General features: G+C 62.0%; 27 protein-coding genes and 3 tRNA genes. 8 read left to right on the top strand and 22 right to left on the bottom strand.

Annotation, left to right across the window (positions count from 1 at the left end; all coding sequences use genetic code 11):
* Positions 1 to 12: 12 nt before the first annotated feature.
* The 5 genes from ACZ9XP_RS05460 to rsmD all read right to left on the bottom strand — a co-directional run bounded on the left by ACZ9XP_RS05460 (position 13) and on the right by rsmD (position 1,325).
* Positions 13 to 87: transfer RNA gene (locus tag ACZ9XP_RS05460), tRNA-Thr, on the bottom strand.
* Between the two features lie 25 nt (positions 88 to 112).
* Positions 113 to 186: transfer RNA gene (locus ACZ9XP_RS05465), tRNA-Gly, on the bottom strand.
* A gap of 48 nt (positions 187 to 234) precedes the next feature.
* Positions 235 to 319 (bottom strand) — tRNA-Tyr (locus ACZ9XP_RS05470).
* Positions 320 to 444: 125 nt separating this feature from the next.
* Positions 445 to 696, bottom strand: coding sequence for a YfhL family 4Fe-4S dicluster ferredoxin (locus ACZ9XP_RS05475; RefSeq protein WP_017507390.1), 252 nt, complete (start codon positions 694 to 696; stop codon positions 445 to 447).
* Between the two features lie 77 nt (positions 697 to 773).
* Positions 774 to 1,325 carry a 16S rRNA (guanine(966)-N(2))-methyltransferase RsmD gene (gene rsmD, locus ACZ9XP_RS05480; protein WP_465188108.1) on the bottom strand — a complete coding sequence of 184 codons (552 nt, stop codon included), beginning with the start codon at positions 1,323 to 1,325 and terminating at the stop codon, positions 774 to 776.
* Between the two features lie 197 nt (positions 1,326 to 1,522).
* Here rsmD and ftsY point away from each other — a divergent pair, with 197 nt between their 5' ends.
* From ftsY to rpoH, 4 genes are all read left to right on the top strand, one after another.
* Entirely contained in the window at positions 1,523 to 2,596 is a 1,074-nt protein-coding gene (gene ftsY, locus ACZ9XP_RS05485; RefSeq protein WP_465188109.1) for a signal recognition particle-docking protein FtsY, read from the top strand.
* A gap of 44 nt (positions 2,597 to 2,640) precedes the next feature.
* Positions 2,641 to 3,294: a cell division ATP-binding protein FtsE gene (gene ftsE, locus ACZ9XP_RS05490; RefSeq protein WP_017507393.1), complete on the top strand. Its 654-nt coding sequence runs from the start codon at positions 2,641 to 2,643 to the stop codon at positions 3,292 to 3,294.
* Complete coding sequence (ftsX, locus tag ACZ9XP_RS05495) at positions 3,291 to 4,202, top strand: permease-like cell division protein FtsX (protein ID WP_147688069.1); 912 nt, start codon at positions 3,291 to 3,293, stop codon at positions 4,200 to 4,202. The genes ftsE and ftsX overlap by 4 nt, the downstream gene beginning before the upstream one ends.
* Before the next feature lie 112 nt (positions 4,203 to 4,314).
* Positions 4,315 to 5,175, top strand: a complete 861-nt coding sequence (rpoH, locus tag ACZ9XP_RS05500) for an RNA polymerase sigma factor RpoH (RefSeq protein ID WP_465188110.1) — start codon at positions 4,315 to 4,317, stop codon at positions 5,173 to 5,175.
* A 90-nt stretch (positions 5,176 to 5,265) separates the two neighbouring features.
* Here rpoH and ACZ9XP_RS05505 read toward each other — a convergent pair whose 3' ends face one another.
* On the bottom strand, positions 5,266 to 6,813 hold the full coding sequence (locus ACZ9XP_RS05505) for a PglL family O-oligosaccharyltransferase (protein WP_465188111.1): 1,548 nt from the start codon (positions 6,811 to 6,813) through the stop codon (positions 5,266 to 5,268).
* On the opposite strand from ACZ9XP_RS05505, the gene ACZ9XP_RS05510 reads away from it, so the two are divergent.
* Complete coding sequence (locus tag ACZ9XP_RS05510; protein WP_465188112.1) at positions 6,812 to 7,114, top strand: hypothetical protein; 303 nt, start codon at positions 6,812 to 6,814, stop codon at positions 7,112 to 7,114. The genes ACZ9XP_RS05505 and ACZ9XP_RS05510 overlap by 2 nt on opposite strands.
* Here ACZ9XP_RS05510 and ACZ9XP_RS05515 read toward each other — a convergent pair.
* From ACZ9XP_RS05515 to ACZ9XP_RS05530, 4 genes are all read right to left on the bottom strand, one after another.
* Positions 7,097 to 8,908, bottom strand: coding sequence for a PglL family O-oligosaccharyltransferase (locus tag ACZ9XP_RS05515; RefSeq protein WP_465188113.1), 1,812 nt, complete (start codon positions 8,906 to 8,908; stop codon positions 7,097 to 7,099). The genes ACZ9XP_RS05510 and ACZ9XP_RS05515 overlap by 18 nt on opposite strands.
* 61 nt (positions 8,909 to 8,969) lie before the next feature.
* Complete coding sequence (locus ACZ9XP_RS05520) at positions 8,970 to 9,437, bottom strand: pilin (RefSeq protein ID WP_147688073.1); 468 nt, start codon at positions 9,435 to 9,437, stop codon at positions 8,970 to 8,972.
* A gap of 54 nt (positions 9,438 to 9,491) precedes the next feature.
* A complete protein-coding gene (locus ACZ9XP_RS05525) occupies positions 9,492 to 9,959 on the bottom strand; it encodes a pilin (protein ID WP_465188114.1) in 468 nt (155 codons plus the stop codon).
* A 53-nt stretch (positions 9,960 to 10,012) separates the two neighbouring features.
* Positions 10,013 to 10,447, bottom strand: a complete 435-nt coding sequence (locus ACZ9XP_RS05530; protein WP_465188115.1) for a pilin — start codon at positions 10,445 to 10,447, stop codon at positions 10,013 to 10,015.
* A gap of 243 nt (positions 10,448 to 10,690) precedes the next feature.
* On the opposite strand from ACZ9XP_RS05530, the gene bioA reads away from it, so the two are divergent.
* The 3 genes from bioA (at position 10,691) to proB (ending at position 14,917) form a co-directional block, all read left to right on the top strand.
* Positions 10,691 to 12,046, top strand: a complete 1,356-nt coding sequence (gene bioA / locus ACZ9XP_RS05535) for an adenosylmethionine--8-amino-7-oxononanoate transaminase (RefSeq protein ID WP_465188116.1) — start codon at positions 10,691 to 10,693, stop codon at positions 12,044 to 12,046.
* A gap of 119 nt (positions 12,047 to 12,165) precedes the next feature.
* Positions 12,166 to 13,728: a hypothetical protein gene (locus ACZ9XP_RS05540; protein ID WP_465188117.1), complete on the top strand. Its 1,563-nt coding sequence runs from the start codon at positions 12,166 to 12,168 to the stop codon at positions 13,726 to 13,728.
* Positions 13,729 to 13,798: 70 nt separating this feature from the next.
* On the top strand, positions 13,799 to 14,917 hold the full coding sequence (proB, locus tag ACZ9XP_RS05545; RefSeq protein WP_147688078.1) for a glutamate 5-kinase: 1,119 nt from the start codon (positions 13,799 to 13,801) through the stop codon (positions 14,915 to 14,917).
* 76 nt (positions 14,918 to 14,993) lie between these two features.
* Here the strand turns inward: proB and ACZ9XP_RS05550 are convergent, their stop codons facing one another.
* From ACZ9XP_RS05550 to amgK, 12 genes are all read right to left on the bottom strand, one after another.
* Positions 14,994 to 16,517 (bottom strand): cryptochrome/photolyase family protein, encoded by a 1,524-nt coding sequence (locus ACZ9XP_RS05550; RefSeq protein WP_465188118.1) that lies wholly within the window; start codon positions 16,515 to 16,517, stop codon positions 14,994 to 14,996.
* Positions 16,518 to 16,579: 62 nt separating this feature from the next.
* Positions 16,580 to 16,996, bottom strand: a complete 417-nt coding sequence (locus ACZ9XP_RS05555; protein WP_147688080.1) for a hypothetical protein — start codon at positions 16,994 to 16,996, stop codon at positions 16,580 to 16,582.
* Between the two features lie 43 nt (positions 16,997 to 17,039).
* Entirely contained in the window at positions 17,040 to 17,762 is a 723-nt protein-coding gene (locus ACZ9XP_RS05560) for a glutamine amidotransferase (RefSeq protein ID WP_147688081.1), read from the bottom strand.
* Between the two features lie 2 nt (positions 17,763 to 17,764).
* Complete coding sequence (ruvB, locus tag ACZ9XP_RS05565; RefSeq protein ID WP_147688082.1) at positions 17,765 to 18,799, bottom strand: Holliday junction branch migration DNA helicase RuvB; 1,035 nt, start codon at positions 18,797 to 18,799, stop codon at positions 17,765 to 17,767.
* A gap of 84 nt (positions 18,800 to 18,883) precedes the next feature.
* Entirely contained in the window at positions 18,884 to 19,651 is a 768-nt protein-coding gene (locus ACZ9XP_RS05570) for an NYN domain-containing protein (protein WP_147688083.1), read from the bottom strand.
* Positions 19,652 to 19,681: 30 nt separating this feature from the next.
* Positions 19,682 to 20,428, bottom strand: a complete 747-nt coding sequence (locus ACZ9XP_RS05575; RefSeq protein ID WP_147688084.1) for an SDR family oxidoreductase — start codon at positions 20,426 to 20,428, stop codon at positions 19,682 to 19,684.
* A 7-nt stretch (positions 20,429 to 20,435) separates the two neighbouring features.
* Entirely contained in the window at positions 20,436 to 21,029 is a 594-nt protein-coding gene (gene ruvA, locus ACZ9XP_RS05580) for a Holliday junction branch migration protein RuvA (RefSeq protein ID WP_465188119.1), read from the bottom strand.
* 10 nt (positions 21,030 to 21,039) lie between these two features.
* Positions 21,040 to 21,960 carry a prenyltransferase gene (locus tag ACZ9XP_RS05585; protein ID WP_465188120.1) on the bottom strand — a complete coding sequence of 307 codons (921 nt, stop codon included), beginning with the start codon at positions 21,958 to 21,960 and terminating at the stop codon, positions 21,040 to 21,042.
* Between the two features lie 66 nt (positions 21,961 to 22,026).
* Entirely contained in the window at positions 22,027 to 22,503 is a 477-nt protein-coding gene (locus tag ACZ9XP_RS05590) for a hypothetical protein (RefSeq protein WP_465188121.1), read from the bottom strand.
* Positions 22,504 to 22,584: 81 nt separating this feature from the next.
* On the bottom strand, positions 22,585 to 23,115 hold the full coding sequence (ruvC, locus tag ACZ9XP_RS05595) for a crossover junction endodeoxyribonuclease RuvC (RefSeq protein ID WP_147688088.1): 531 nt from the start codon (positions 23,113 to 23,115) through the stop codon (positions 22,585 to 22,587).
* Entirely contained in the window at positions 23,112 to 23,813 is a 702-nt protein-coding gene (gene murU, locus ACZ9XP_RS05600; protein ID WP_465188122.1) for an N-acetylmuramate alpha-1-phosphate uridylyltransferase MurU, read from the bottom strand. Before murU ends, ruvC begins: the two co-directional genes overlap by 4 nt.
* A gap of 3 nt (positions 23,814 to 23,816) precedes the next feature.
* On the bottom strand, positions 23,817 to 24,863 hold the full coding sequence (gene amgK / locus ACZ9XP_RS05605) for an N-acetylmuramate/N-acetylglucosamine kinase AmgK (RefSeq protein ID WP_147688090.1): 1,047 nt from the start codon (positions 24,861 to 24,863) through the stop codon (positions 23,817 to 23,819).
* Positions 24,864 to 24,983 lie beyond the last annotated feature (120 nt).

Consider the following 24,983-nt stretch of genomic DNA (forward strand, 5'->3'; position numbering starts at 1 on the left):
ACATTTAAATGATGGTGCTCATGGGCGGAATTGAACCGCCGACCTCTCCCTTACCAAGGGAGTGCTCTACCCCTGAGCTACATGAGCTTCACATACAAACCATTCAACAACCTGGAGCGGGTGAAGGGAATCGAACCCTCGTCGTAAGCTTGGAAGGCTTCTGCTCTACCATTGAGCTACACCCGCCTACGATCCGGACGACTTCACAATCTTGCCGCCAAGATGCATAGCAACTGGTGGGGGGAGAAGGATTCGAACCTTCGAAGGCTGAGCCGTCAGATTTACAGTCTGATCCCTTTGACCGCTCGGGAATCCCCCCGTGAAGAAGCCCGAATAGTATAGACACCTTGCCGGTGCGTCAATAGCTTTTTCGAGAATTTTTCTAAATTTCCAAGCAAAAGCCCCGCGCGCGGCGGGGCTTTGTTGCGAATCAGTCACTTAGCCTCAGGCCTTGCCAGTGATGATCAGGTATTTTTTGTGCAGCTCTTCCTGGGTTTCCGGGCGATCCGGATCCAGTGGGATGCAATCTACCGGACAGACTTGCTGGCACTGCGGCTCGTCATAGTGGCCAACGCACTGCGTGCACAGGTTCGGATCGATCTGATAGATCTCCTCGCCCTGCGAAATCGCGTTATTCGGACATTCCGGCTCGCAAACATCGCAGTTGATGCACTCGTCGGTAATAATCAAAGCCATAGTAATTTCCTCAAGTATTCCACATTGTGAATTCTGTCACTCACCCCTCGCACAAGCAAGTTCGCGGGGTTATATCTTTATTCGTGCGATTCCGCACGCAACAACCAAGAGTGCACCTTGCCCGCCCGCAAACTGCGCTCGACTTGCCATCCCGGAAAGTCGTACGGCTGCGGTGTTTCGATATACAGCTTGCCGCCTGGCGCCAGAATGGCGGCCAACTGCGGTAGGACCTGCTCAAGCAAAGTGCTCTGGTACGGCGGATCAACAAAGATCACGTCAAACTTCTCGCGGCAATTTTTTAGATACGCCAGCGCGTCCTGTACCAGAATCTCGATTTCCGTAGCCGCCAACAGCTGCTTGTTCTTTTGCAGCACAGCCGCCACCGGACGCATCTTTTCTACCAGCACCACACGCGGGGCTTCTCGCGAAGCGGCCTCGAAACCCAGCGCACCACTGCCAGCAAACAGATCCAGGCAACGCTTGCCGTACAATTCCTGACCCAGCCAGTTGAACAGTGTTTCACGCACACGATCCGGGGTTGGCCGCAAACCCTCTGCTTCTGGCACATCCAGCAAGCGTCTGCGGTATTTGCCACCAATGATACGAACCTTGTTGCGCTGCTGCGTCATGCATCCTCCTGAATTCAAGGGCAGAATTCTACATCGTCAACGCCGCGCCGTCCCAACTGTTGATACAGGCGTACCTAACCAGCTTATTCCTTATATATACATTCTTGCGTTTTGCGATTTGTTGATACGTCATTCACCCGTGCACAGCCGTTTTAAGGCTACAATCTGGCTTTATTTTGTGCGCAGATTCCACAAGCATGTTCAGCTTCTTCAAGAAAAAAACCCCGCCAGCCGATACCGCCGCCACAGAGAAGGTGGCAGAGCCTATTGCTATCGAACCTGCAGCGCCTGCTGCTACGCCAGCTCCGGGTGTACCGGCAAGTGCCGAAGTCATTGCCTCGGCAGCAGCAGAACCCCCGCGCAAAGCCAGCTGGACCGAACGCCTGAAAGCCGGACTGTCCAAAACGCGAGACAAACTTGGCAAGCAGCTCGCCACGCTGTTTGGCGGCGGCAAGATCGATGAAGACCTGTACGAAGAGCTGGAAACCGTTCTACTCACCGCCGACATGGGGGTGGATGCCACCAACCACTTGCTGAAAGACGTGCGCGACCGCGTCAGCCTGAATGGCTTGAAGGACGCCAGTGAGCTCAAGGGCGCCCTGAAGTCGTCCCTGGGTGAGTTGATCGGCCCACTGGAGGTGCCGCTGGATACAGCGGGCAAGAAACCTTTCGTGATCATGATGGTGGGTGTTAACGGTGCGGGCAAGACGACCTCCATCGGCAAGCTGGCCAAATACTTTCAGAGCCAGGGCAAAAGCGTGTTGCTGGCGGCCGGCGACACCTTCCGTGCAGCAGCCCGCGAGCAGCTGATGGCGTGGGGCGAGCGTAACAACGTGACCGTGATTGCCCAGCAAAGCGGTGATGCAGCCGCCGTCTGTTACGACGCCATCCAGGCAGCCACCGCACGCGGCATCGATATCGTGCTGGCCGACACCGCAGGCCGCCTACCCACGCAGCTGCACCTGATGGAAGAAATCAAGAAGGTGAAACGCGTGATCCAGAAGGCTATTCCGGATGGCCCGCACGAAGTCATGCTGGTGCTGGATGCCAACATCGGCCAGAACGCGATCAATCAGGTTATCGCGTTTGACGATGCCCTGGGGCTCACCGGCCTGGTACTCACCAAGCTGGACGGCACCGCCAAAGGTGGCGTGATTGCCGCTATCGCCAAACAACGCCCGGTGCCGCTGCGCTTTATCGGCGTGGGTGAAAGCATTGATGATCTGCGCCCCTTCCAGGCCAGCCCGTACATCGACGCGCTGTTTGACTAGACCCGCTTGCTGCGGCCAACCTTTGCCCCAGATGAGGAGGCGCAATGATCCAGTTTGAACAGGTGAGCAAACGCTACCCGGGCGGGCACGATGCGCTCAAGAACCTGTCTTTCACGATAGACAGCGGCGAGATGCTGTTTCTGGCCGGCCATTCCGGCGCGGGTAAAAGCACACTATTAAAGCTGATTTCCGGCATAGAACGCGCCACCAGCGGCAATGTACTGGTAAACGACCAGAACCTGAGCCGGCTGCGCCCCAGCCAGCTGCCCTACGTGCGCCAGCATATCGGCATCGTCTTTCAAGACCACAAGATCCTGTTTGATCGCAGCGTGTTCGATAATGTCATGCTGCCGCTGGACATCATCGGCTTCGACCGGCGGGATGCGGCGCGCCGTGTGCGGGCTGCACTGGACAAAGTAGGCTTGCTGGGCAAAGAAAAGGTGATGCCGGTACGGCTTTCCGGCGGTGAGCAACAGCGGCTGTGCATTGCCCGGGCGGTAGTCCACCGCCCAAGTATTCTGCTGGCCGACGAACCCTCCGCCAACCTGGACCGCGCCTACGCGCTGGACATCATGGAGCTGTTCAAATCCTTCCATCAAGTAGGCGTCACTGTCATTGTCTCGGCGCACGATGAAACGCTGATGGAAGACTACGGTCGCCGCATTATCCGCCTGCGCGAGGGCCAGTTTGCGTCATGAAACATTACTTCTACCTGCACTGGCAGGACGCCCGCCTGGCCCTGCTGAAAATGTTGCGCCAGCCCATTGGCAGCCTGCTGAATCTGCTGATGCTGGCCATCGCCCTATCGCTGCCAGTGTCGCTGTATCTCGCCGCCACCAGTGTACAAGCCTGGGTGGGCAAGCTGACTGCCACCCCACAAATTACGCTGTTCATGGAGTTATCCACCGAACAAGCCGACCTGGCCGCCGTACAAGCCAGCCTGCAGACCCACCCGCGCGTGGCCAGCTTCAGTTTCATCTCGAAAGAAGCCGCACTGCAGCAGCTAGAACAGCGTAGCGGCATGAGCGGCATTGGCGAAGGCCTAGGCAGCAACCCCCTACCCCATGCTTTTGTCGTACAGCCTAAAGCCGACGCCACGCCGGAAGCTCTGGAAATGCTGCAACGGGAGCTTTCCGGGCTGCCGATGGTAGAGCAGGCGCAGTTTGACGCAGCCTGGGCCAAACGCCTGCACGGCCTGCTGGAGCTGGCCATGCAGCTAGCGTGGTTCCTGGGCATCAGCTTTGGCCTGGCACTGGTGCTGATCACCCACAACAGCATCCGCATGCAGATACTGGCCCGGCAGGAAGAGATCGAAGTGGCCAAACTGATTGGCGCGACCGACAGCTTTATCCGCCGCCCTTTCATGTACTACGCCGTGTGGCAGGGCCTGCTCAGCACGCTGTGCTGCTGGGCATTGTGTAGTGTGTTTGTGGCGCAAGCCGCCCCAGCATTGAATGGCTTTGCGCAGCTGTACAGCGAAAGCATTACCCTGCGCAGCCTGCAGCCAGGCGAACTGGCACTGTTGGCCGCAAGCAGCATTGCGCTGGGCATTGTGGGCGCCCGCCTGGCTGCAGGCCACTATCTGCGCCGCCTACGCGCCCGCTAAGCCGCTATCAACATCATAAATAAATGCCATCGCCGGGAACCTGTGCTCTTCTGGCACTCTCATACCGGGAGTGCTAAGATCAAGCTCAGGTTTCCACAAGGATAATCAGCGTATGACCACGATTGCTTTGCCCGTACTCTCTGCCAATGGCAGCCTGGAACAGTACATCCAGACCGTCAACAGCATTCCCATGCTCACGCCGGAAGAAGAGTTCGAGCTTGCCACGCGCCAGCAGGAACAAGGCGACCTGGAAGCAGCCAAACGGCTGGTGCTGTCGCACCTGCGCGTCGTGGTGTCCATCGCCCGCGGCTACTCCGGCTATGGCCTGCCGCAAGCCGACCTGATTCAGGAAGGCAATATCGGCCTGATGAAGGCTGTAAAGCGCTTCGAGCCTACCCGCGGCGTGCGCTTGTTCTCGTTTGCCGTGCACTGGATCAAGGCCGAAATTCACGAATTCATCCTGCGCAACTGGCGCCTGGTGCGCATTGCCACCACCAAGCCGCAGCGCAAGCTGTTCTTTAACCTGCGCAGCATGAAGCAGGGGTTTTCGGCGCTGTCCGAAAAAGAAGCGCAGTCTATCGCCGAACAGCTGGGCGTGAAGCCGGAAGAAGTCCGCGAAATGGAAACGCGCATGAGCGGCCAGGATATGGCCCTGATGGCAGACGATGGCGACGACGACGGCTTTGCCCCGATCGATTGGCTGGCCGACAGCCATCACGAGCCTACCCGCGCCATGGAACGCCACGCGCTGGACACCCTGCAAGGCGAGGGTATCGAGCACGCACTGGCCACGCTGGACCCGCGCAGCCGCCGGATTATCGAAGCACGCTGGCTGGCCGATGACAGCGGTGCCACCCTGCACGATCTGGCCGCCGAGTTTGGCGTGTCTGCCGAGCGTATCCGCCAGATCGAAGCCAAAGCACTGGGCAAGATGAAGGCGGCGCTCAGTCACGGTGTGGTAATCGACGCCTGATCGCCACTGGTTAGCTCAGCAAAACAAAGCCCGCTTGCATCACAAGCGGGCTTTTTCATGTGCAGCAGGCCACCTGACGGTGGCTTTGAACTATCGATACTGTGGCGGTAGTTTGTCCGTCGCAGCTTGCGCCATCGCACGCAGGCGCGCCCAGGCTGGCTCGTTTTCGTCCAGCTCGGCCAGAAAATCGGGCGCATAGGTCGGGAAAGACGCCAAGGCCAGGCTAAAGGTATGCGCCGCCTTGTCCTGCTCACCCGCCAGCGCTTCCATCTGCGCCTTGCGACGCAATACGTCCGGGTACGGCCGGAATGCAGCCATGCGCTCCAGCCAATGACGCTGCGTTTTCAAAGCCTGCGGCGTGGGCGTAATAACGTCATCCAGCAAGCCCAGCGCGTGCGAGGCAAACATAGGTTCGTGGCGGATGATCTGCTCCAGCCGCTGTTGCTGGCGCTGGGTAGTGGGGTAATACAAACCCTGCATCTCGCGATAGCGCCAGCTGCCATAGGCGGCCAACAGCAACAACGCTACGGCCAACACTGCATACACGGGCGCCACCCAGCCTAGCGGAGCCTCATCTGTCTCTGGTGCCAGTGCCAGCATCATCACCATGACCGCAGGAAAATACAGGTACCACAGCGGGTATTCCAGCATGCTGTGGATCAGGGTGATGGCCATGATGGCCAACGGCACCAGGTGTACCGGCTCGACCCGGCGACCAAAGTAAGGCCAGGCTGCCCAAGCAAAACCCAGCAACGCACACAAGGTGCCAGCCAGGCCCATTTCGGCCAGCAACTGGAACACCAGATTGTGGGCATTGGCAAACAGGCCGCTATTAACGCCGGCATTGGCAAACTGCGGCAGCATCTGCAAACGCACGCTCTCCGAGGCGTACTGATACCAGCCAAAGCCGTAGCCCGGGTGTTCGATAAACACAATCCAGGCCTTGCCCCACTCGGCCAAACGCCGTGCACCCATGCCATCGCTGTTTGCGGCCAACCTTTCCAGCCCGCTAGCCGCCACAGGGCCATGCAACAGTGGCGCCAGCAGTTTTTCGCCCAGCGGCAGGGCAAACTGCATCGCTACCATCAGCGCCACGGCTAGCCACATCACCCGCATCATCTTTGCCGACTGCGGCACCCGCAAACGCCAATGCCACCAGCCCGCCAGCACAGCCAGGGCAAAAGCGTACAACAGCACCGTACGTGAGCCAGCAAAGGCAATCGACAGCGACAGCCAAGCAATCGCCAGCCATAGCCGGCGCTGCACCAGCTGGCCACTCGCCAGTAACCAGGCCGCAGCCACCACGCCCCAGGTCAGATAATGCGCATACTGGTTACGTTGGCCGATGTGGCCGAACACATTGGTCGTGGGGTGGCTGCTGTCGTAGAACAACACGCCCCCCATGGCCTGCGCCAGCCCGGTAACCTGCGCCAAACCGATGAGGGACTGCAGCAGCGTGCCAATCAGAATCGCCTGGCACAGAAAGGTAATCAACCCCGTGGCGCCCCAGCGCACGCGCACGCGCACCACCGCCAGTGCCAACACCGACAGCGCCACAAAGGCCAGCGCCGTCGCCTGATTCAAGCCTGGAAACAATACCGGTACAAACCACGGCTGTAGCGCCCACACCAGCGCCATGATCATCATCCAGATGCTCGCACGCGGCCATGGCAACGACGTGGCAGGCAACAGCAAACTCGCCAAAGCAGCGCAGCACACGACCGTGATTTCACCCCACCACTGCGGTAAGGGCAAAAAGTGGAAACGCGACAGAAAAGGAAAAATAGTGATCGCGGCCAACAATAAAGCAGCGATACGGACACGCTTGGTGTCACCCATCAGAAAAGCAGACATGAATCACGCTCACCGGCGCTGGCAAAGGCCGAAGCATAGCCGATGCCAGGCTGGCGAGCAAAAACAGCTAGTTAAAGTGCGGTAAGCGCGGCGGGCGCACTGGCAAACCGGTGGTGACCTGGCGTACCAAGGCTGCATCGCCCTGACGCTGTTGTGTGACAGCCCCCATCGCCGCTTTATCCAGTAGTGGCTGCAGGCGGGTATCACCACTACTGGCAATCACCATGGCACAACGCGGGGCATCAGCCGGGTAAGCTGCCTGCAGCATGCGCAAACTGTCTTGTGCCGCGACGGGCTGGCCAGACCACTGGCGCAGCATCGCTAGCTTGCACAGCAACATGGGGTAAGGCCGGTAAGCGACCAGTTCCTCATGATGGCGCAGCTTGATCGCCAGCTGGTTGGGCGATGGCACCAGGAAGTTGCTCAGCATCAGTTCGGACTCGAAGCGCCAAAACGGGTTGGCCGACAGGCTGATCAGCTGCTCGATCTGCAACTGGTTCTGTTTGATATCACGCGTTGGGTTCTGGCTACCCACCAGCAGCGGGAACACCATCGCGCCCTTGGCTACATACAATAGCGTCGCTACGCCGAGAATTACCGCCCCGACCCTGCGCATGCTGGCACGCAAGGCCAGCTCCACACCCGCTTTCGGCGACAGGGCCAGCACCACAAAAAAGGCAAACGAAAATGGCAGATACCATAGCGGGTATTCAAACATGGAATGCCCTAGCGTAATGGCCCCCATCAACAACAGGAAAGCGTTCTCGGCCGTGGCATGCTGGCGCTGCAAGTAAGGCCATAGCGCCCCTGCCACCACAGCCGCGGCCAACAGTGTTGCCGGTACGCCGGTTTCGGCGGCCAACTGCGTAATCAGGTTATGACTGTGGGTAAACAGGCTGCTTTCCGGCACCTTGGGCAAGCCGCCAAAGGTCTCCAGCCACACCGACTGGTAGCCATAGCCGCCATAGCCGGTGCCCAGCCAAGGGTAAGCCTGCACAATCTCCCAGCATTTCGCCCACTCCACACGGCGGCGGGCACCGAAACCCGCTTGGTCCAGGCGGTCGAGGCCGGAGACTACGTCCACATTAAACAGCCACTGCGCTACAGGCTTACCAGCAAACTGAAAAAACACCACCGCAGCTGCCGCCCACAGCAAAGCCTTGCCAATACGCAGCTGGGGGGCCCGGCGGTGCCACAACAAACCGGCCAGGACCATCCCCACCGCATAAGCCAAAGGCAAGCGACCGCCAGACCAAGCCGTGAGCAAGGCCAGCAAAACGACGGCTGCCACAGCCCACATTGCCGGCAAACGCTGCTTGCTCCACAGATAAGCTGCCGCCACCACGCCCCAACTCAGCACATGGGCAAACTGGTTACGCTGGCCGGTATTACCCATTACCTCTCGCCCGCTGAATACCAGCCAGCCATCGGCCAAGGGCGCCCAGCCAGCCATTTGCGCCACGCCGATCAACGCTTGCAGCAAGGCACTAATCAGCACCGACCAGGCTAGCCAGCCAACCACGCGCTCTCTATCCAATCTATGTTGCTGCATTGCCAACAAGCTAGCCCCCAGTGCGGCCAACAGCACGGCAAACAGCTCGAACGGCAACATCCCTGCGCTGTGCTGCTGGTATCGCCACAAGCTGCCTAGCCATAGCAGCAACCACCACAAGGCAAAACCCGGCAAGAACCAGGGCACCGTGGTAAAGCGGGCTTGATCACGACGCGCCTGCCAACTGCCCAGCAGCAAGGGAACGGCGATCAGCGCCAGCGTCAGTGCATTCGTCCACCAATCCTGCATCGGGCTGTAACGGGCAAAATTCAGCAGGGAGAGGATGTAGACAAGCAGGAGAGGAAGCAAGATCGCGGTAGGTAGCATGGGCTTTGGCAATGAAAAAAGGAGTGTCTTCACACTCCTTTGATTAAATCAAACTGCTGTATTAGCGGCAGTTGGATGGAACGTATTTGGCGTCAACATTTGCAGCAGTATCCAGCTTGGTCACACCACTAGTTGGCGCAGAAGAGCATGCCCATTGCAACGAGCCATTATTAATGGATGGGTTCAGCCAAATGGCGGAACCACTCGTCACTTTATTGTTATAAGTAATCTGCACCACACCACTAGCCAGAACGGATACTTTAGTAACAGCGTTACCGACGATCTCAGTGTTTGTTGCAAGACCATACGAAGCATTTAGCGGAGCAGTACCAGAGACGAAAGCGTTATTCGTCGCGTAGTACTCAGTCACGGCTGTCTTTGCCGCAGCAGCCAATGTCAGACCTTCCGACACATGGGCACGCTTGGTGTAGTCCTGATAAGCCGGGATCGCGATGGCTGCCAAAATACCGATGATAGCTACAACGATCATCAGTTCGATCAGGGTAAAGCCCTGTTGTACACGTTTCATAATGAATACTCCATGGTTGTATGCAAGGCTGGGCCTTGGTGGGTTAACACTTAATTAACGGCAGTTGGATGGAACATATTTGGCATCAACATTGGCTGCAGTATCTAGCTTAGTTACACCAGAAGTAGGCGCAGCAGCACATTTCCATTGCAGCGATCCGTTATTAATACTTGGATTCAACCATATTGCAGTGCCACTCGCCACTTTGGAATTGTAAGTAATCTGTACCACACCGCTAGCAAGCACAGAAACCTTTTCAACCGCATTACCCTTAATCTCAGTATTTGTTGCCACGCCGTACGAAGCGTTGAGCGGCGCAGTACCTGAGACGAAAGCATTATTTGTAGAGTAGTACTCTGTCACAGCGGTCTTTGCAGCTGCTGCTAGTGTCAAACCTTCCGACACGTGAGCACGTTTGGTGTAATCCTGATAGGCCGGAATAGCAATAGCGGCCAGAATACCGATGATGGCTACAACAATCATCAGCTCGATTAGGGTAAAACCCTGTTGTACGCGTTTCATTACTGACACTCCATGGTTATTGGCAAGATGGGGGATTGGTTTATTGCAGCGATTCAATTGCGGCAGTTGGATGGCAACAGCCTTGTCAAATCGTTATCGCCACTGCACACCCAGCGATAACTGCCGGAGGTGGTGGCCTGCGGGGTCAGCCACACGTGGGCCCCGCTAAAAATCTTGCTGCTGACTTCTACGCTGATAACGCTCACCGCACCGGAAGCCTGCACATCCAGCCGGGCAATACTGCTGCCGCGCGAGGCGGTGGCATCCGCAATACCGGCGCTGGCATTACTCGCCGGCCAGCTGCCATTCGTCGCGTGGTATTCCTCGACCGCGGTTTTAGCCGCGCTGGCGGCGACCAGCACTTCGCTGATGTAAGCGCGACGTGTGTAATCCTGGTAAGCCGGTATGGCGATGGCTGCCAGAATACCGATGATGGCTACCACGATCATCAGCTCGATCAGCGTAAAGCCCGATTGTAATTTCTGCATAACTTGCTCACTGCGCATCGTGTCGCACAGCTAGCAGCAAGATCCGGGCCAATACAGCAACAACCATGCCAATGGTCTTTAATAAAATAAAACCTATTATTTTCAGGCAGATACTTTCCGTTCATGGCACATGGGCCATGGCTCGCCCTGACCGTTTTTGTCATAAGTGACAATTTTTGTCAGTTCGATAGGCCAGATACAGACGTGTTAGCATCGGGCTCACTTCACCATTCAGGCCTCAACATGACGCAACACTCTCAGGACTGGCTGGCTCGCAGCCGCGCTGCCGTTTGGCACCCATGCACCCAGATGAAACGCCACGAAACCCTGCCTATCGTGCCCATCGCGCGGGCGGATGGTATCTGGCTGGAGGATTTCGACGGCAAGCGCTATATCGATGCGGTCAGTTCCTGGTGGGTGAACCTGTTTGGCCACAACCAGCCGCGTATCAAGCAGGCCATCAAAGACCAACTGGATTCGCTGGAACACGTGATCCTGGCGGGCTTCACCCACCAGCCAGTAGTGGAGCTGTCAGAAAAACTGGCCGCCCTCTCCGGCTTGGGGCACGCGTTTTATGGCTCGGACGGGGCCAGCGCGACGGAAATCGCGTTGAAGATGAGCTTTCACTACTGGCGCAATGTCGGACAAAGCGGCAAACAGCGTTTTGTCAGCCTGGAAAACAGCTACCACGGTGAAACCGCCGGTGCGCTGGCGGTAACCGATGTGCCGCTGTTCTCTACCACCTACGCCCCGCTGCTGAAAGAAAACTACCGCGTGCCCTGCCCGGACAGCAGGTTGGCCGCAGACGGTGAAAGTGCAGAAGCCGTGGCCTTGCGCGCAGCAGATGCCCTGGCCGCCTTGCTACATGAAAAACACCATGAGATCGCCGCCCTGATCGTGGAGCCGCTGGTACAAGGCGCAGCGGGGATGGCCATGTACCACCCGGTGTACCTGCAGCGCGCCCGCACCCTGTGCGACCAGTACCAGGTGCACCTGATCGCCGATGAAATCGCGGTAGGTTTTGGCCGTACCGGCACGCTGTTTGCCTACCAGCAAGCCGGCATCACCCCGGATTTCCTGTGCCTGTCCAAGGGCATTACCGGCGGCTACCTGCCGCTGTCTTGCGTACTCACGACCGATAGGGTCTACCAGGCGTTTTACGACGATGAGGTCAGCCGCGGCTTCTTGCATTCGCACAGCTACACGGGCAATGCCTTGGCTTGTCGTGCAGCGCTCACCGTGTTGGCTATCTTTGAAGAAGAAGCCGTCCTGGCACGCAACCAGGACACCGCGGCCAACTTCACCCGCCACCTGGCCCGCGTAGCGGCCCACCCGGCCGTACGACACTTCCGCCAGCAGGGCATGATCTGGGCGTTTGATGTGGACAGCGAGCGGCCAGACTTTGCCGTGGCATTTTTCAGCGGCATGCTGGCACGCGGCTGCCTGGTCAGGCCGATCGGTAAAACGGTGTACTTCATGCCGCCTTACATTATCGAGGAGGCACACATGTTGCAGTTGGTAGACAGCACCTGTGCCGTATTGAGCGAGCTACTGGCAGGCAGTGCCGCGTCTGGCCGGCCTGACAGCCCGTTGCCATAAATGTTACTAGCGGCACTACTGCATATTTCAATATACTTTCGTCATTAACGAGGGAGCCGTACCGTTTTCTGATGCTGAATCTGTCGCTCAACACGCCACACCTCGACCCGGTTATGGTCATGTGTGACCCCGACCAGCTAGAGGCCTGGCTTCACCACCTGCCTTATGCGCAGCCTTTTGACTGCGCACAGCTGATCCGCGACGCCCTGGCACAGCTGAACTGCATCAAGCTCCCCCCCGCCAGCCGCTTGCAGCTACTGCGGCTGTACCTGTTGGCACAAGACAAGCTGCTGCCGGTACTGGAAGCCGAAGCCCGCCCGGGCGACCTGACGTGCTATAGCAAGGCACGCAGGGCGGCCCTGCTGGCACAGCACCTGTCCATCCTGATCCACAACGGTTTCAAGCGTGTACTGCTGGACCGCAGCCAGGAGCATGGCCTGTTTGCGCTGGACCGCCACAAGCTCGAAGCACTGAACCTCACCATGCTCAGTGCCCGCCAGCTTGCCATGCTGTATGCCCGTACCTACACGCCGCTGCCGGCAGGCTTCTGGCACGACTGCCATCAGATCTTTCTTTACGTGTTGCAACAGGGCTGGGAAAGCAAGGCACTGAACGATAAAGAAGACAGCCTGGGCTCCCTGTATCGCCAGCTGTTACTGCTGGGGCTCACCGGCAGCAACCGCATGGAGCCCGCGCTAATCGATTACACCTTGCTGCTGATCCGCAAGTACGCAAAATGCCTGCACCTGGTACAGGTAGACCGCCTGCCAGAACGGCACGGCGCCTTCCTTTACCAGCCCGAAACAGACAGCCCGCCGCGTTTCCACAGCGAACTCCCCGCCAGCCAGACCGCGGCACACTGCTGGATTATCGATACCCAGGCACTGCAACACGAGCTGCTGGAAAAGCTGCTCAGCCTGCAGCGCCTGGCGCAAAACCACAGCGAAGACACCCTGCTGGCAGAGGAAATCCGCCGCGTGCTGCGCCTGATGGAAACCTGGCAAAGCGCGCCACAGCGCCGCCATGCCCGGCACGACAGCCCGCAACAAGTCGAGCTGGTTACCCTGCTGCCCACCTGCTGGTTTATTGCCAACCAGGCCAGCTGGGACTTTGCCACCCCACCAGAGCACATGCCACCGGTACTGGCCGCCAAACAGGATGGGGTAGAAATACATAGCCCGGACGACACTGTGCCGCCCGTGGCCAAACCTGCCCGGCCACTGCCCGCCGCGCCGGCCAGCATTACCATGCAAAACCTGAGCGCCTCGGGCATGTTGCTGCGCGGCGAATCGCCCCAGCACCCGCTGCGCACCGGCGAGCTGGCCATGCTGCGCTTGCCGGGCAAGCTATGGCACCTGGCGGTCATACGCTGGGTCAACCTGCGCGGCGAAGGCATGGAAGCGGAATGCGGCCTGGAACAGCTGGGCCCACTACCCCACGCCGTCATGCTGATGCCGGTGATCACCCACCCCAACGACCATTTCCAGATGGCGCTACACCTGCCGGCCCTGCCACGCAGTGGCCGCCCCGCCATGCTGGTAATCCCGGGGCGTCAATACCAGAAGCTGCGCGAGTTCCGCATGCTGACCGCGCAGGGCGAGCAGCTGATACGCACCACCACGCTCGACTCGCAAACCGCCTACTACCAGTTTGTGGAATATCGCCCCAGCAGCGAGTTCTGACGCAGCGCACCATCTGCACGGAATGCGTTACACTGGTACTCCGTTTTTTGTCGAACAGGAAGCAGTACGGATGCAATCGGTGATTCATACCGCCACGCGCATCGTGGTGAAAGTAGGCTCCAGCCTGGTAACCAACGACGGCAAAGGCCTGGACCACGGCGCACTGGCGCGCTGGGCTGCCGAAATTGCCGAGCTGCGCCGCCGTGGCAAACAAGTGGTGCTGGTTTCCAGCGGCGCCATCGCCGAAGGCTGCCAGCGCCTGGGCTGGGCCAAACGCCCCAAGGCCGTGCACGAGCTGCAAGCCGCCGCCGCCGTGGGCCAGATGGGCCTGTGCCAGGCGTATGAAAGCGCCTTCCGCGAATACGGCCTGCAGACCGCCCAGGTACTGCTGACCCACGAAGACCTGTCCGACCGCCTGCGCTACCTCAACGCCCGCACGACGCTGTCCACCCTGCTCACACTGGGCGTGGTACCCATCATCAACGAGAACGACACCGTGGTCACCAGCGAGATCCGCTTTGGCGATAACGACACGCTGGGCGCGCTGGTCACTAACCTGATCGAGGCCGATGCGCTGGTGATTCTCACCGACCAGCGCGGCCTGTACAGCGCCGACCCGCGCAAAGACCCCAACGCCGAATTCATCCACGATGCCGAAGCCGGCAACCCGGCACTGGAAGCCATGGCCGGCGGTGCGGGCTCCAGCGTGGGCACCGGCGGCATGTACACCAAGATCATCGCCGCCAAACGCGCCGCGCGCAGCGGCGCCGCCACCGTGATTGCTAGCGGCCGCGAGGCCAGCGTGCTGTCACGCCTGGCCGATGGCGAAGCCATCGGCACCCAGCTGAACGCCCCCACCACCCGCCTGGCCGCGCGCAAGCAGTGGCTGGCAGACCACCTGCAGCTGTCCGGCAAGCTGGTACTGGATGCCGGCGCCGCGCTGGCGGTACGTGAAAAGGGCACCAGCCTGCTGCCGATCGGTGTCATCGCGGTAGAAGGCAGCTTCCTGCGCGGCGATGCCGTGGCCTGTGTGGACGAGCAAGGGCAAGAGGTATCGCGCGGCCTGGTGAACTACAGCTCGGAAGAAGCCCGCCTGATCATGCGTAAAGCCACGCGCGACATCGAAGGCGTGCTGGGCTACCTGGTAGAACCGGAGCTGGTACACCGCGACAACATGGTCACGCTGTAAACGCGTGTGGCGGGCCGTTACGGCCAACCCTGATGCCGTCCCCCGCCCCGGTGGACGGCATTTTTCATGGCCGGTGCTACAAACTGTCTACATCCTGCAAGTAGGCTTCGGCCTGGGCCAGCAGTGCCTGGCGCGCGCCCTCGTCCATCTTGCGCCAGCTGGCGTAGGGCATGGCCAGCCGATGGTTGGCCGCCAGTGTGGCCTCGTGCCGTGCCAGAAAATGCCAGTACAGGCTGTTGAACGGGCAGGCACCGGGGCCGGTTTTCTGCTTCACCGCATAGCGGCAATGCGCACAGTGGTCGCCCATGCGAGCCAGATACGCACCGCCGGACACATACGGCTTGCTGGCCATGAAACCGCCATCCGCCCACTGGCTCATGCCGCGGGTATTGGGCTGTTCCACCCACTCGAAGGCATCGATGTAAATGCCCAGATACCAAGCGTCTACCTCGTCCGGGTCACAGCCCAGCAGCAGCGCGATATTGCCGGTCACCATCAGGCGCTGGATATGGTGGGCATAGGCGTGTTGCAGGCTGCCCTGCACCGCTTGCGCCACACAGGCCATGCCGGTGTCGCCATCCCAGAACCAGCGCGGTAGGGCGCGGCGGTGCTGCAGCGCATTGACGCTGCCAAAATCCGGCCGCGCCCAGTACACCCCGCGCACGTATTCGCGCCAGCCCAGAATCTGGCGGATGAACCCCTCCACGCTAGCCAGCGGCAGTGTGGGGTCGCTGCGCCAGGCGGCCTCGGCAGCCTGCACCACCTCGTGTGGCGACAGCATTTTGCTATTCAGCGCAAAGCTCAGCCCGCTGTGGAACAGCCAGGCCTCGCCGTGCACCAGCGCATCCTGATAGCGGCCAAAATGGCGCAGCCGCTGCTGGATGAAATCCACCAGCCACGCCCGCGCCTCGCGCCGGGTCAGCGGCCACGGCAGCGCACTGGCCTGCGGCTCGCCCAGCGTCTGCACTCCGGCATCGACGATCTCCTGCCACAGTGCCGACAAGTCGTGTGCGGCAAACGGCCAGGCGGCCAATGCCACCTCACCACGGTAGGGCTCGCGGTTGGCCGCATCGTAGTTCCACTGCCCGCCTTCCGGCTTGCCCGCCGCATCCAGCAGCACGCCGTGCTGCTGCCGCATGCGGCGGTAGAAGGTTTCCATGCGCCAGCCCTTGCTGCCGAACAGCCGCGCCGCCTCGTCACGCGTGGTGTAGAAGTGCTCGCTGTCCACTTGCGCGAGCGGCAGGCCCAGCTGCTGCGGCAGCGCGGCCAGCAGGGCGTCTACCCTGCGCTCGTCGGCCTGCTGGCAGGCCAGGCTGCTGGCGCCATAGTGTGCGGCCAACCATGCCAGGTTGGCCGCAAAGTCGTGCTGGTTGGCCGCATCACCAATGCGCAGGTAATGCACGCGGTGGCCGGCGGCCTGCAGCGCGTCGGCAAAGCCGCGCATGGCGGCAAACAGCGCCAGCACTTTCTGCGCGTGGTGGCGCACGTAGCCGGCTTCGCTACGGGTTTCCATCAGCACGTACACCACGTCGTCGCGGCGTTTGCGGTACCAGCTGTGGGCGGCGTTAAGCTGGTCGCCCAGAATCAGACGCAGTTGCATGGCAGGCTCCAAAACAAACGGCCCGCCTGCGTGGCGAGCCGTATGGTAACGAATAGCAGGGCTTACACCGCGTCGTCGTCTTCCTTGCGCTGGCGGCGCTGGTCGCGCGTGCTTTCGGCAACCCGCACGATCACGTAAGCCACCATGGCGCACAGGAAGAACAGCAACATGACCCACGAGATCTGCGACAGCGTATCGATCACGGTGCGGTAGATTTCGATGGTCCAGCGCGGGCCGGTCAGCTCGATGGTCTGCTCGCGGCCGGTTTGCAGGTATTTCTGGATTTCATACGTGCTGACACCGCCGGACACGCCCACCACCACAATGGCAAAGCTCATGTACTTGCGCCAGGCGTCGGCCAGCTCCGGCCCGATGATGCTTTTCAGGATTTTCAGCACGGCGTCGCTGAAAAATCGCGCTACCAGCACAGACGTCAGCAGCGCGACGCCCAGAGTGACGATGAGCAAGGCGTAAAACATGGTTTCTCCCTTTTGGTATGCCTATGGTTGGCTTGGCTGCATTCTACGCTGTGGCGGGCCCGGCCAGCAAAACGGCGAAGCGGCGCAGCAGGCTGGCCGCCTCGGGCGTGGGGCAAACCTGCTGCGCCAGCTGTGGCGGCTGCAGTCCGGCTTTTTCCAGCGCGGGTGCCGCCAGCTGAATAAAGTGGCGGGTGGAATCGGCGTCGAATTCCGGGTGAAACTGCAAGCCCCAGGTATTGCCCAAACGAAAAGCGTGGTGCGGCTCCATCTCGTTGCTGGCCAAGAGCGTAGCGCCTGGCGGCAGGCGCAGCACCGTTTGCCAATGAAAAGCGTTGGCCGCAAAGCGTGGCGGCAGGCCGCCTAGCAGCGGGTCGGCCGCGGCGTGCTCATGGCGCTGGATTTGCACCGAGCCCACCTCCGGCCCCTGCGGGTGGTAGCCCACCTCGCCGCCCAGCGCGTGCGCCAGCAGCTGGTGGCCAAAGCAGATGCCCAGAAGCGGCAGCTGCGCGGCGTGCGCCTCGCGTAGCCAGGCCGCCGTGGCCTCACTCCAGGCCGCGCGGTCGCTTACCATGGCCAGCGAGCCGGTAATCACCGCCCCGGCCACCTGCTCTACCGGCGGCAGTGTCTCGCCAGCGGCTACCCACACCACGCGCCAGCTGCCCGGCTGCTCGCCCATTTCGCGTACGATCCAGTCTTCAAAACGCCCGCGGCTATCGCGCACCGGGGTCCCTGGCTCGCCGGTCTTGATGATCAGTTTCTGCTTCATGCTCAGTCTTTCACAGGCAGGCCGAAATGCGTGTACGCCAGCGCGGTGGCCATACGGCCTCGCGGGGTACGCTGCAGGTAGCCCTGCTGGATCAGATAGGGTTCGATCACGTCTTCGATGGTGTCAGTGGATTCGCCAATGGCCGCGCCCACGTTGTCCAGGCCTACCGGCCCGCCACCGAATTTATCCAGTATGGCTTGAAGCAATTTGCGGTCCATCACGTCCAGCCCGGCCGGGTCCACGTCCAGCATGGCCAGCGCCGCGTCGGCAACCTGCGCGCTCACAATGCCATTGGCGCGCACCTCGGCATAATCGCGCACGCGGCGCAGCAGGCGGTTGGCAATACGTGGCGTACCCCGGCTGCGGCGCGCCACTTCGAAAGCGCCGTCGTCGGCCAGCTCCACGTTCAGCAAACCGGCCGAGCGGCTGACAATCCGCGTCAGCTCCTCGGCAGTATAAAACTCCAGCCGCGCCACAATGCCGAAGCGGTCGCGCAGCGGGTTGGTCAGCATGCCGGCGCGGGTGGTGGCGCCGATCAGCGTAAACGGCGGCAGGTCGATTTTGACCGAGCGCGCAGCCGGGCCTTCGCCGATCATGATGTCGATCTGGTAATCCTCCAGCGCCGGATAGAGGATCTCTTCTACCACCGGGCTGAGGCGGTGGATCTCGTCGATGAACAGCACGTCGTGCGGCTCCAGGTTGGTCAGCAGCGCCGCCAGGTCGCCGGCGCGCTCCAGCACCGGGCCGCTGGTCTGGCGCAGGTTCACACCCATCTCGCGCGCCACAATGTGCGCCAGCGTGGTCTTGCCCAGGCCCGGCGGGCCGAACAGCAGCACGTGGTCCAGCGCCTCGCCGCGTTTTTTGGCGGCCTCGATAAAGATTTCCAGCTGCTCGCGCGCCTTTTTCTGGCCCACGTACTCGTCCAGCATCTTGGGGCGCAGCGCACGCTCCAGCGCCTCTTCCTGCTCGGAAGCACGCTGCGGGGTAACAATGCGGCGCTCGGGTGCGCCGCCGATCAGGTTATCGGTCTGGATCATGACGAAATCGCTAACAGGCAATGGGCTGATGTTACCACTGCAGGCCGGCTACTGCGGCCAACGTTGGCCGCAGGTGTCCGCCGCCTAGCGCCCGCCCTTGCGCCCCGGCTTCAGGCGGATGGACACGCCGCCACGGCCGCTGCTGGCTTTATGTACGTCGAACCAGCCGGATTTCACCACCAGGTCGGACAGCTTGGCAAAGCCGTAATTACGCGGGTCGAAGTCCGGCATCCACTGCCCCAGCAGGCTGCCTACACCGCCCAGGTCGGCCCAGCCTTCGTCGTCGTCCATGCTTTCGATGCCTTTCTGGAACTGCGCGCGCAGCTTTTTATCCAGCGGGCGCAGCACGCGGCTGGCCTGGGCTGCTTTGCCCGAGCTGGCGGCTTCTTCTTTGCCACCGGCGTCGTCGACCTTGGCGGCCACATCGTCCAGCGCCAGCACCTCCACGTACACGAACTTGCTGCAGGCGTTCACAAAGGCGCCGGGGGTTTTCTCTTCGCCAAAGCCCCACACCTCCAGCCCGTCTTCGCGCAGGCGGGTGGCCAGGCGCGAAAAATCACTGTCGCTGGAGACCAGGCAAAAGCTGTGGTAGCGGCCGGAATGCAGCATGTCCATGGCGTCGATCACCAGGGTGATGTCGGACGCGTTCTTGCCCTTGGTATTGGGAAACTGCTGTATGGGGTGGATGGCAAAGCGCGCGCACAGGTCGCGCCAGGCTTTGTCGTGGCGGCTGAAATCACCGTACACGCGCTTGAGCGCAAGCACGCCAAGCTTGCCGGCTTCTTCCAGCACGTCTTCTATCCAGGCGGGCGACACATTGTCGGCGTCGATCAGTACGGCTACGTTGGCCATGAGGAGTCCTTGCAGGTTAAAGGTGAATGCCTAGCGGCCGCCGGCCACGTCCAGCATATGGCCGGTTGTAAACGAGGCTTCGTCGGACAGCAGCCACAGGATGGCCGCTGCGACTTCTTCGGGTTGGCCGCCGCGCTGCAGCGGTATGCCGGCCTTGACGCGGTCGACCCGGCCGGGCTCGCCGCCGTCGGCGTGCATGTCGGTGTAGATAAAACCGGGGCGCACACCGTTGACGCGTATGCCCTCGGCCGCCACTTCTTTGGCCAGGCCCAGCGTCAGCGTATCCAGCGCGCCTTTGCTGGCGGCGTAGTCGACGTACTCGCCGGGTGAGCCCAGCCGCGCTGCCGCCGACGACACATTGACAATGGCACCGCCCTGCCCGCTGCGGCGGGTGGACAAACGCCGTACCGCCTCGCGGCAACACAGCAGCGGCCCCAGCACATTGGTGGCCAGTATGCGCTGCCAGCGCGCCACGTCCATATCGGCCAGCGCCATTTGCGGGGCCAGCACGCCGGCGTTGTTCACCAGTGCCGACAGCGGCCCCAGCGCGGCTTCGGTGTCGGCAAACAGGCGCAGTACTGCCGCCTCATCCGCCACATCGCCCGCCAGTGCCACGGCGCGGCCGCCCTCGGCTCGGATGGCGTCCACCACCGCCTGCGCAGCGTCGGCCTGGCGATGGTAGTTCACGGCTACCGCCCAGCCACGGCGTGCGGCCAACCTGGCAGTAGCCGCGCCAATGCCACGGCTAGCACCGGTAATCAGCAGCACTTTCTGCATAGCGGCTTTAGCCTTTCATCAGGTTTTTCAGCGCCAGGCGTACGCCGTCGCTGACGGTCACGTCCAGCGGCAGGCCCTTGGTGGCGGCGGCGGCTTCTTTATCGTTGTAACCCAGCGCCAGCAGCGCGTTCACAATATCGCTCTTGTCGTCCGGGGTGGCAGCAAACGGCAGGCCGCCGGGTACGGTGAGGTTGCTGCCGCTGGCCAGCTTGCCGCGCAGCTCCAGCACCAGGCGCTCGGCGGTTTTCTTGCCGATGCCAGGCACGCTGGACAAGCGCTTCAGGTCTTCGCTGGCCACCGCCACGGCCAGCTCGTCGGTGCTCATACCAGACAGGATCGCCAGCGCGATCTTGGCGCCAATGCCGGTGACCTTGATCAGCTGGCGGAAGGTTTCGCGCTCGTCGCGGGAGGCAAAGCCGTACAGCAGGTGCGCGTCCTCGCGCACGACCAGGTGGGTAAACAGCGTGGTTTTCTGGCCCAGCGCCGGAAGCTGGTAGAAGGTGGTCATGGTCACGTCGACGTCGTAGCCAACGCCGTTCACGTCCACAGTGATTTGCGGCGGCAGTTTCTCGATAAGCGTACCGCTGAGTCGTCCGATCATGGGGTGTCTTTCACAAGGTTGGCCGCAGCCACAGGCTGGCGGCCAGCAACAAAGGGTAAAGGTTGGCCGCCATGATAGTGGGAATGATGGCGGCGCGCAGTTGCTGTTGCTGCAAGGCACGCCAGGCGCGCAAATACAGGGGCAGCAGGCACAGCTGCCACGGCAGGCCGGCCAGTAGCGGCAACACCATGGCCAGCACCGCCAGCAGCAGATAGCCGCGTACCGCCGCAGGGTGGCTAAGGCGCACTACCCAGTGGCGCTTGCCGGCCAGCGCATCAGCTTGGCGGTCGGGAAACTGGTTGGCAAACAGCAGCAAGGCGGCAGCCACGCCGTAGCCTGCGGCCAAGCACGCTAGCCCGGCGGGTACCGGTGCCTGCAGTACTTGCAGCACGCCTACTGGCAGCAAGGCAAAACACAGCGCCACCGTCAGCTCGCCCAGACCGCGGCTATTAAGCCGCAGCGGCGGCGCGGAATACACCCAGCCCAGCACCACCCCCGCGAGGCCGGTACAGAACAGGCCAATGCCCGCCTGCCACACCAGCCACAGGCCGCCAGCCGTCACCACGGCGAAGAGGCCGGCCGCCAGCAACACCATCTGGCGCCGCGTGAGCACACCGGCCTGAATGAAACGGCTACCGCCGGTAAACGGGTATTCGCGCTGCAGGTTGGCCGCATCGCTGCCGTTATCGTGGTCGGCCACGTCGTTAATCACATTCACTGCCGCGTGGCACAGCAAGGCCAGCAACACCGCCAGCAGCGCTTGCGGCCAACCCTGTGCCAGCGCCTGCGGGCCAGCCATGGCCAGGCCCAGCAGCACGCCACCCAGCGTCAGCGTGAGAAAGGCTGGCCGCGTAGCCAGCAGCCAGCGCGCCGGATGCGCCAGCAGCGCGGACAGGTCGGTTTCAGTGGCGTGCGGGGTGGAAAGCGGCATCACAGGGCCTCGGGCAGGTCATTCTGGCAGCATACGGCAAGGGCCGTGCTGGCGTCAGCACTGGCATCAAGCCAGACGCCAGCCACCATGCGCCCCCACCACACCGGCCAGCACAGCGGCCAGGCTGAGTACGAGCAGGCCGACGTGCAGCCACTGCACCCGCGCCATGGTGCCTGCCGGGTCGCGCTGCGCGCGCTGCTTCAGCCAGCGGTGGACGATAAACGGCTCCAGCACGAACAGCAGCAGGAAAAACGGCAGCCAGGCGGCGATCATCAGGTGCAGCCAGCCGGTATCGCGCAGCCGCGCCCAGCTGTCGGTGCTGTGCAGCATCCAGCCGGCACTGGCCAGCGCCAGCAGCACCCAGAAACGCGCCTGGGCACCAAAGCGATGCTCTACGCCCTCGAACAGGGCGTATTGCTGATCTGGGGGAAAACGGCGGCGAATGGCAGGAATCAGCACCGTGGTGACAAAGCCGACGCCGCCCACCCACATCACGATGGCAAGGACGTGCAGCGCACGGGCAATAGCATAGTCGTTCCACATGGCAGGCTCCGATTGGCAAGGTTGGCCGCAGTATGCCGCCAGCGCGCCGCGGCGGCTTTGGCCTGGCGCAAGCCTGGGCGACTACACCAGCCGGCCGCCGCGTATCTTGTAGCCCAGCTTGGCCAGCTTGCCCACGGCACCGCCGCTGTGGTTGGCGTGGGTGAGCGCCACCGCCAGCGCGTCGGCGGCGTCGGCCTGCGGCGTGCCGGACAGGTTGAGCATGGTCACCACCATGAACTGCACCTGCTCCTTGGGCGCCTTGCCCTGCCCCACCACTGATTGCTTCACCTGCAGCGCGGTGTACTCGGCCACGGGCAGGTCTTTGATCACCAGCGCCGTCATGCAGGCGCCGCGCGCCTGGCCTAGCATCAACGTGGCGGCGGGGTTCACGTTGACGAACACCTGCTCCAGCGCCGCCTCGGTGGGCTGGTAGGTGTCGATGACCTGGTGGATACCCGTCACCAGCACCTTCACGCGCTCGGCCAGGCTGGCGCCCTGTGGCGTACGGATGGCGCCGGAGGCCACGTAATGGCGCTGGTTGCCGACGATGTCGATCACCCCGAAACCACAGATACGGCTACCGGGGTCGATGCCGAGGATGCGCCGCTTCACGGCCGCGCCCAGCGGCGGGCGATGGCGTCGGCCTCGGCCAGGCGTTCGGGCGTGCCGACGTCCAGCCACAGGCCACGGTGCGCCTGGCCGCTGACCTGCTGCTGTGCCATGGCGGCGCGCAACAGTGGTGCCAGCTTGGCCGGCTGCCCGGCGGGGGTGTTGGCGAACAGTGCCGGGTGGTACAGGCCGATGCCGGAAAAGGTCAGCCCTTCGCCGTCTGCCGCGCTGGCGCTGACGCCGCCAGCGGCCAGCAGGCCGAAATCGCCAGCCGGGTTGTGCGGCGGGTTATTGACCAGCAGCAGATGCGCCAGACGGCTTGTGCCATCCAGTGCGGCCAGGGTTGGCCGCAGCGCGGCGAAATCCACATCGGTCAGCACGTCGCCATTGACCACCAGAAACGGTGCATCGCCCAGCAGCGGCAAGGCGGTGGCAATGCCGCCGGCGGTTTCCAGCGCAGTGCTTTCTGCCGAGTAAGCCAGGCGCACGCCGTAGCGGCTGCCGTCGCCCAGCGCGGCCTCGATCTGGCTACCCAGCCAGGCGTGGTTGATGGCGATATCAGTAAAGCCGGCTGCGGCCAACCTTTGGATATGCCACACGATCAGCGGCTGGCCACCCACGTCCAGCAGCGGCTTGGGGGTATGGTCGGTGAGCGGGCGCATGCGTTCGCCGCGCCCGGCGGCCAGGATCATGGCGTGCATGGTTTACTCGTCCGAGGCAATGCGGGTGTGGCTGAACACCGACTGGATGCTATCGTCGTTGTCTTCTTCGTCCAGGCCCACCAGGTCGGCCAGCAGCTGGAACAGCGGCAGCAGCTCGCCGTAGCGGCGCGTGGCTTTCTTGAGGTAGCGCAGGAAGCGCGGGATCTCGGCCAGGTACTGGGTTTTGCCGTCGCGGTGCGCCAGGCGGGCAAACAGGCCCACGATCTTGAGGTGGCGCTGGATACCGGCCCACTCGAAGTCTCGATAGAAATCGTCGATCTGCGCCGGTACCGGCAGGCCGGCGGCACGGGCTTTTTCCCAGTAGCGCACCACCACATCCAGCACGAACTCTTCGTCCCAGCCGATAAAGGCGTCGCGCAGCAGCGACACCAGGTCGTAGGCGATGGGGCCGTATACCGCGTCCTGGAAGTCCAGCACGCCCGGCTGGCCGGTCGTGAGCATCAGGTTGCGCACGGTAAAGTCGCGGTGCATGTACACCTTGGCCTGGGCATCGATGGCGGGCAGCAGCACATTGATGCCGGCATCCCACAGCTTGCGTTGGGCAAAGGTCAGCGGCTTGCCCAGCTCTTTGGTGGCAAACCACTCTGGCAGCAGGTTGACTTCACGCAGCTGGAAAGCACGGTCGAATACGGGCAACACGTCCGGCTGGCTCAGTTTCTGGATGGCGACCAGCGTGTCTACCGCCTCCAGCAGCAGGTGTTTGTGCACCAGGGTGCGCTCGTCGTGCAGCAGCGCGGCCAGGTAGGTCACCTTGCCCATGTCCTGCAGCAGCATGAAGCCCTGCTCTGCGTCGCGGGCGTAAATGGCGGGCACGTTGGCCGCAGGGGCAAACAGTGCGCGCACGCTGACGAAGCTGTCGGTGTTTTTGTGCTCTGGCGGGGCGTCCATCACGATGCGGGTACTGCCATCAGCCAGCGTGGCTCGGAAATAACGGCGGAAATCGGCGTCGGCCGCGGCAAACTCTACGGCCACGTCCTGGCCGGGAAACTGCGTGGCCAGCCACGCCTTCAGGGCTTCTAATCGCTGCATAGTCGCGTATACCAGTAAATTGGGTACAATGCAGCGATTGTAACCGCTTTGCCCGGCCCCAACACGCGCCGGGCCGACACAGCCCGATGCCGCCACGCTTTCGCCTATCGCCGCTTGCTG

Source organism: Vogesella perlucida (genome assembly GCF_979366545.1).

Bases quoted from the DNA above. Each gene is read 5' to 3' on its own strand.
- ACZ9XP_RS05475 (WP_017507390.1), bottom strand. From the start codon at position 696: ATGGCTTTGATTATTACCGACGAGTGCATCAACTGCGATGTTTGCGAG.
- rsmD (WP_465188108.1), bottom strand. From the start codon at position 1,325: ATGACGCAGCAGCGCAACAAGGTTCGTATCATTGGTGGCAAATACCGC.
- ftsY (WP_465188109.1), top strand. From the start codon at position 1,523: ATGTTCAGCTTCTTCAAGAAAAAAACCCCGCCAGCCGATACCGCCGCC.
- ftsE (WP_017507393.1), top strand. From the start codon at position 2,641: ATGATCCAGTTTGAACAGGTGAGCAAACGCTACCCGGGCGGGCACGAT.
- ftsX (WP_147688069.1), top strand. From the start codon at position 3,291: ATGAAACATTACTTCTACCTGCACTGGCAGGACGCCCGCCTGGCCCTG.
- rpoH (WP_465188110.1), top strand. From the start codon at position 4,315: ATGACCACGATTGCTTTGCCCGTACTCTCTGCCAATGGCAGCCTGGAA.
- ACZ9XP_RS05510 (WP_465188112.1), top strand. From the start codon at position 6,812: ATGATCATCATCCAGATGCTCGCACGCGGCCATGGCAACGACGTGGCA.
- ACZ9XP_RS05505 (WP_465188111.1), bottom strand. From the start codon at position 6,813: ATGGCGCTGGTGTGGGCGCTACAGCCGTGGTTTGTACCGGTATTGTTT.
- ACZ9XP_RS05515 (WP_465188113.1), bottom strand. From the start codon at position 8,908: ATGCTACCTACCGCGATCTTGCTTCCTCTCCTGCTTGTCTACATCCTC.
- ACZ9XP_RS05520 (WP_147688073.1), bottom strand. From the start codon at position 9,437: ATGAAACGTGTACAACAGGGCTTTACCCTGATCGAACTGATGATCGTT.
- ACZ9XP_RS05525 (WP_465188114.1), bottom strand. From the start codon at position 9,959: ATGAAACGCGTACAACAGGGTTTTACCCTAATCGAGCTGATGATTGTT.
- ACZ9XP_RS05530 (WP_465188115.1), bottom strand. From the start codon at position 10,447: ATGCAGAAATTACAATCGGGCTTTACGCTGATCGAGCTGATGATCGTG.
- bioA (WP_465188116.1), top strand. From the start codon at position 10,691: ATGACGCAACACTCTCAGGACTGGCTGGCTCGCAGCCGCGCTGCCGTT.
- ACZ9XP_RS05540 (WP_465188117.1), top strand. From the start codon at position 12,166: ATGTGTGACCCCGACCAGCTAGAGGCCTGGCTTCACCACCTGCCTTAT.
- proB (WP_147688078.1), top strand. From the start codon at position 13,799: ATGCAATCGGTGATTCATACCGCCACGCGCATCGTGGTGAAAGTAGGC.
- ACZ9XP_RS05550 (WP_465188118.1), bottom strand. From the start codon at position 16,517: ATGCAACTGCGTCTGATTCTGGGCGACCAGCTTAACGCCGCCCACAGC.
- ACZ9XP_RS05555 (WP_147688080.1), bottom strand. From the start codon at position 16,996: ATGTTTTACGCCTTGCTCATCGTCACTCTGGGCGTCGCGCTGCTGACG.
- ACZ9XP_RS05560 (WP_147688081.1), bottom strand. From the start codon at position 17,762: ATGAAGCAGAAACTGATCATCAAGACCGGCGAGCCAGGGACCCCGGTG.
- ruvB (WP_147688082.1), bottom strand. From the start codon at position 18,799: ATGATCCAGACCGATAACCTGATCGGCGGCGCACCCGAGCGCCGCATT.
- ACZ9XP_RS05570 (WP_147688083.1), bottom strand. From the start codon at position 19,651: ATGGCCAACGTAGCCGTACTGATCGACGCCGACAATGTGTCGCCCGCC.
- ACZ9XP_RS05575 (WP_147688084.1), bottom strand. From the start codon at position 20,428: ATGCAGAAAGTGCTGCTGATTACCGGTGCTAGCCGTGGCATTGGCGCG.
- ruvA (WP_465188119.1), bottom strand. From the start codon at position 21,029: ATGATCGGACGACTCAGCGGTACGCTTATCGAGAAACTGCCGCCGCAA.
- ACZ9XP_RS05585 (WP_465188120.1), bottom strand. From the start codon at position 21,960: ATGCCGCTTTCCACCCCGCACGCCACTGAAACCGACCTGTCCGCGCTG.
- ACZ9XP_RS05590 (WP_465188121.1), bottom strand. From the start codon at position 22,503: ATGTGGAACGACTATGCTATTGCCCGTGCGCTGCACGTCCTTGCCATC.
- murU (WP_465188122.1), bottom strand. From the start codon at position 23,813: ATGCACGCCATGATCCTGGCCGCCGGGCGCGGCGAACGCATGCGCCCG.
- amgK (WP_147688090.1), bottom strand. From the start codon at position 24,863: ATGCAGCGATTAGAAGCCCTGAAGGCGTGGCTGGCCACGCAGTTTCCC.